This is a genomic window from Salinibacter sp. (assembly GCF_036626415.1).
Lineage (GTDB): Bacteria > Bacteroidota > Rhodothermia > Rhodothermales > Salinibacteraceae > Salinibacter.
Map to the genome: position 1 here is coordinate 1 of NZ_JAZKRW010000173.1, position 4,800 is coordinate 4,800.

Below are 4,800 nucleotides of genomic sequence, written 5' to 3' on the forward strand. Positions count from 1 at the left end.
GGGCGCGCTCCCCCTGCCCGTTCTCCAGCTCCATAAACATCCCGTGCAGGTGCATCGGGTGGTTCATCATCGTGTCGTTCACGATGGTGAGACGGGTCCGCTCCCCGTGATTGATGCGGACGGGGTCCGCGTCGGAGAACGTGGTGCCGTCGATCGACCAGATGAACCGCTCCATATTGCCGGTCAGGTGCAGCTCGATCTCTCGATCCGGCGCCTCGAATGAATCCTTCTCGTCGAGCGCCCGGAGCTGGTCGTAGGTGAGCACGCGTCGGCCGTCGTCCCCAAGGCCCACGCCCGGCTCCTGGAGCCGTGAGCGCGTCATCATCGGCACGCCGGCCTCCGCCGGGCCGTGGTCGTTGTCGGGGTCGTGCCGCACCGGCTCGGGAAGAGTGCCGGGGGGGCGAAGACTGCCTTCCTCCGTGGACCCCCTCTCCGCCATCGATCCATGATCCCCGTGATTCATCCCGGAGGCCTCGGGATCGGACGAGGCCTCAGTGCCGGCCGCCGCCCCCATCCCCGATCCGCTCATGTCCATGTTGTCGGGGTCCATGCCCTCGCCCTCCATGTCGCCGTGCATCATGCCCATGTCGGCCATCGTGAGCGTCGGTCGCTCCCGCTCCTCGGGAACGGGGCCTTCCATGCCCTCCTCCGGCGCGAGGGTGCCGCGGGCATAGCCGCTCCGGCTCAGGGACTCGGCAAAGACCGTGTAGGCGCGGTCCTCGCTTGGCTCCACGATCACGTCGTAGCGCTCGGCGGTCCCGATCCGAAACTCGTCGGTGGTCACCGGCTCCACGTTCTGGCCACTCACCTGTACCACGTCCATGTCCAGGCCCGGAACGCGCACGTCGAAGATGGTGGCGAAGCTGGCATTAATGACGCGCAGCCGCACCCGCTCGCCCGGTTCGAAGAGGCCGGTCCAGTTGTCGGCGGGGGCCGAGCCGTTCATCAGGTACGTGTACGTCTGGCCCCGGACGGACTGCAGGTCGGTGGGGCTCATCCGCATCCGCTTCCAGGCCAGCCGGTCTTTGAGCACGCTGAAGAAGCCCTGCTCCGAGACGTCGGACCAAAACTCCCCGACCGTGCGCTTTTGGAAGTTGTAGTATTCCTCGCCCTTCTTCAGATTGGCGTAAATCTGGTTGGGATCCTGGAAGGTCCAGTCCGAAAGGACGACCACCAGCTCGCGGTCGTAGTCGAACGGCGTCTCTCCCGCGGGGTCGATGAGGAGCGGCCCAAGCTGGCCGAGCTGCTCCTGCACGCCGGAGTGGCTGTGGTACCAGTAGGTGCCGTACTGGCGCACCGGAAAGGGCCCCGCCTCAAACGTCTCGCCGGGCGGCACGCCGGGGTAGTTCACCTCGGGGACCCCATCGTACTGATTGGGAATCAGCAGGCCGTGCCAGTGAATGGAGCTCGGTTCGTCGAGGGTGTTGTGGTAGCGCAGCACGACCTCCTCCCCCTCCTGCAGGCGAAGGAGCGGGCCCGGCACGGTGCCGTTCAGGGTAATGGCCCGTGTCTCGCGGCCGTCCACCTCAAAGGTCTTGCGTGCAATTTCCAGGTCGTACTCGACGCGGTTGCCCACGCGGCGGGTCGGTTCCAGGGCCTGCACCCCGGCCCGGGCCGGAGGTCTGGGGGACGCCTGCGCCCAGCCGGGCGAAAGCGTCTGCAAGCCGGCCAGGGCCGTCAGGGCACCGGCGCTCTTCACAAAGTCACGACGATCGATCGACGCAGGGCTCAACTGCGTATTTCCGTTAGAAGATGGGTCGGGCATGGCTGAGGGACTTTTTCTGAGTCGTGGGAGCGGCTCTGTCGGCGACGTAGGAGGGGCGCCGTGCTGGTCGGTGCGGGCGGATCGGGCAGAGGACGCCCTTTTGAGGGTGGGGGCGTCCACCGGTGGGCCGGACGGCCGCCACTTCTCAGCAGGAGCCACGGACCCAGATCACCAGGACCGGGTCTAGGCCCGACGGCCGCAGCCCCAGCAGCTAAGGAAGCAGATCTGCGGGTCCCGCGTACGGACGACCAGAACGGACCTCATTCCCGCCAGACCCTGATCCGGACGTGGCGACGACTGGCGTATAGGACGGGACGCCAGAGCGTGAGGTCGGCGGTCGAGATGCGCTGTGTCGACTCGAACAGACGCTGAGATGTGCTGACGCTCCCACTGCCTCCCCCCAGCACCTCCGCCCTGTCGGTCATCACGGCGTTGGCGTGGGCGGGGAGGCATGCCGCCGCGTTCCCTCCCTCTACGCTACACGACGGTGCAGGCCCCCGCTCGGACGTGCAGTGAGACGGGGGCACTGTCTCACCCATACAGGCGGCGTAGGCCCCCATTGCGCCCCACCCGCCCCCCACGGCGACCACGAGCAGGGCCGCAACGAGCCGAAATGATGGGCGATGGCAGGGCATCGGACGAGGGACAGTTGCTTAGATGGACGGATGCATATGGGGGGTACGGGTATGTGGTTCCAGGATTCTGGACGGGCCGCTCCGGATGGGGTAAGGATGGCCCAGAAGGAGGTCTACCGGCCCTCCGTCGTTACCGTGAGGGTGCCCGTCATGCCCATCTCGTAGTGCGCCCGGTTCCCTGTCGTCTCGAAGCAGGCTATGGTGTAGGTGCCGGCCTTCGATGCGGGGAGCCTGAAGGTAAGGGTGCCACGGCCACCGGGCGACAACTCAAACTCATTCTCGTGGTGCTCTTCTTCCTCTTCGTGCTCCTCTTCCTGGTCTTCCTCGTGTTCGGGCGTCTCCTTGTTTTTCACGAGCGCAACCTCGTCGAAGAGATTTTGCTCGAAGCCCTCTTCGGAATCCGCAACGGTCTCTCCAACCACGAAGTAGTGCTCAACGGTGCCCTCGTTCACGAACTGGAGCGTCACCTCCTCCCCGGCCGGCACGGTGAGGTCCGACGGCTCGTAGGCGTGGTCCGTCATGGTGACCTGAATCGTGTCGGCCACGGGGCTCCGTTCGTCACTGGGAGCAGCCAGTCCGTCCGCACGTCCGCCAAACGCCGCGAGGACAACGGCAAGGCCGACTGCGAGGACGATTCTGGGGCCGAGGCGACGCATCGAGAAGAACTGAGTCATCAGCATGCGGGAAAACGGTTGGGGGTAAAGCCAGAAGTGATGTGCTGTCGGGTCCTATGCGCCCCCCAACGTTGCGTTTCTCGCGATTGCCGGACGACGCCGAGGACACGACGAGACGGAGGACCTGCACGGCGGGCATCCGCCCGAGGGCAGGGGCAAGGCCTTAAAAGAGCCTAGGCGGGGCCGCCGGTCACCGCAAAGGCGACGAGTCCGACGACCAGGACGGCGACGAAGGCGTACACCACCATCCGCTTCGGGGACGTCCCCTCCGCACCGTGGTCGTGATCGTGTCCCCCGCCCTCCTCGTGCATGCGGCGGTGCTGACGGCGGAGGTACATCTGACCGCCGACGACCCCAACGGACACCACGTTCATCCAGAAGGTGTAGTCGATCCTGAACTGCGTGAGGGACGCAATCTCGCGCGCACCCTGCGGCGTCCACCCGGCGAGGGCGAAGGCCCCGTCCAGCAGCAGCGCGGTTGCCACGATGCTCACGAACATGATCCCGGCGATGTAGAGCGCCACGCGCCAGCCGTAGTACTCGGCGTTGGCCGCCACGAGCGGGGGGACCATCAGGTCGGAGTAGATGAAGCCCATGATGCCGGCAAAGAGCACGCCGTTGGAGGCCAGCACGGTGGCCAGCGGAATGTTGCCCATCGAGCCGATAAAGGTGGCCGCCGCCACGAAGGGCGCCACGACCGCGTTCTCCAGCGCGATGACCCACGCCGGGAGCTGGCCTTGGAAGTTGGTCAGAAAGAGCGCCTCCCAAAAACTTTGTGGCACGAGCACCGCCACGAAGCCCGCCACCGTGAAGCCGATCAGGATCTCCTCCCATACCATCTTCCATTCCTCGACGAAGGACGTGCCCACCATGTGCCAGCCCATCCGGCTGCGGATGCGGTCCGTCCAGTCGAAGTCTGCCTCCATCTCGGGCGCCTCCCGCTCCACCTTCTCGCGGGCGGCGTCGATCCAGTCCGTCGGGTACGTCCACCGGATGAGCAGGCTGGAAATGGCGATGAGCACCAGCCCACCCACAATCTCCGCCGCCAGGTACTGCGGCCCCAGAAAGATGAGAATGAGGATGCCCAGCTCGATGACGAGGTTCGTGGACGCAAACATGAACGCCACGGCGCTTACGAAGTGGGCCCCCTTCGCCACCAGCGACCGGGCCGCGGCCAGCGCCGCGAAGGAGCAGGACGACGACGCGGCCCCGAAGATGGTGGACAACCCCACACTCTGCGCGTCGGGCCGGCCCATGTACTGCGTGAGCCGGGCCTTGGGGACGAACGACTGGATCATGGCGCTGATGGTGTAGCCCAGCACGAACGCCCAGCCGCTCTTCCAAAAGAAGCCGACGGCCGTCTTCGCCGCCTCGCCGTACCACGCCCAAACACTGTGCGTCATCCCCTTCGGTCGATGGTGTGAGAAGACTCGCGGGTTTTCGTCTCGAACCGTTTGGGGTTCCTCCCCTGTCTCTCGGGGACGCACGCCTTAGTCCGTTTCGTCCCTTCGATCAATCCACAACTCGCATTCCCCTCAGCACCCCCCCTTTTGTTGGACGGGAGGACACGGGGCCGTTCCGTACGAACAGAACACGCAGCAGTCCCCCTCTTCGGGCCGCAGCAGCGTCTCGCAGGCGGGACACCCCCAGAAGAACTGGCAGCCGTCGACTGGCATCTCGGCCTCGGTCTCCGCGCCGCACTCGGGGCACGTGACGGTGGAGGTGG

The 4,800-nt window shown here is 66.1% G+C and carries 6 protein-coding genes; 1 reads left to right on the plus strand and 5 read right to left on the minus strand.

Annotated features, from left to right (window positions below):
* Window positions 1-1,765 (minus strand): copper resistance system multicopper oxidase (locus V5A20_RS13085; protein ID WP_332327538.1); only part of this gene is annotated, 1,765 nt, incomplete at its 3' end.
* On the opposite strand from V5A20_RS13085, the gene V5A20_RS13090 reads away from it, so the two are divergent.
* Window positions 1,764-1,952 (plus strand): hypothetical protein, encoded by a 189-nt coding sequence (locus tag V5A20_RS13090; RefSeq protein WP_332316907.1) that lies wholly within the window; start codon window positions 1,764-1,766, stop codon window positions 1,950-1,952. The two genes, V5A20_RS13085 and V5A20_RS13090, sit on opposite strands and share 2 nt — an antisense overlap.
* A 73-nt stretch (window positions 1,953-2,025) precedes the next feature.
* On the opposite strand, the gene V5A20_RS13095 is transcribed toward V5A20_RS13090, so the two are convergent.
* The 4 genes from V5A20_RS13095 to V5A20_RS13110 form a co-directional block, all read right to left on the minus strand.
* Window positions 2,026-2,400: a hypothetical protein gene (locus tag V5A20_RS13095; RefSeq protein WP_332316908.1), complete on the minus strand. Its 375-nt coding sequence runs from the start codon at window positions 2,398-2,400 to the stop codon at window positions 2,026-2,028.
* Window positions 2,401-2,513: 113 nt separating this feature from the next.
* A complete protein-coding gene (locus V5A20_RS13100) occupies window positions 2,514-3,074 on the minus strand; it encodes a cupredoxin domain-containing protein (RefSeq protein WP_332327539.1) in 561 nt (186 codons plus the stop codon).
* A gap of 173 nt (window positions 3,075-3,247) precedes the next feature.
* Window positions 3,248-4,477: a permease gene (locus V5A20_RS13105; RefSeq protein WP_332316910.1), complete on the minus strand. Its 1,230-nt coding sequence runs from the start codon at window positions 4,475-4,477 to the stop codon at window positions 3,248-3,250.
* Between the two features lie 132 nt (window positions 4,478-4,609).
* Window positions 4,610-4,800: GDCCVxC domain-containing (seleno)protein (locus V5A20_RS13110; protein ID WP_332327540.1), on the minus strand; the 191-nt coding region annotated here is incomplete at its 5' end.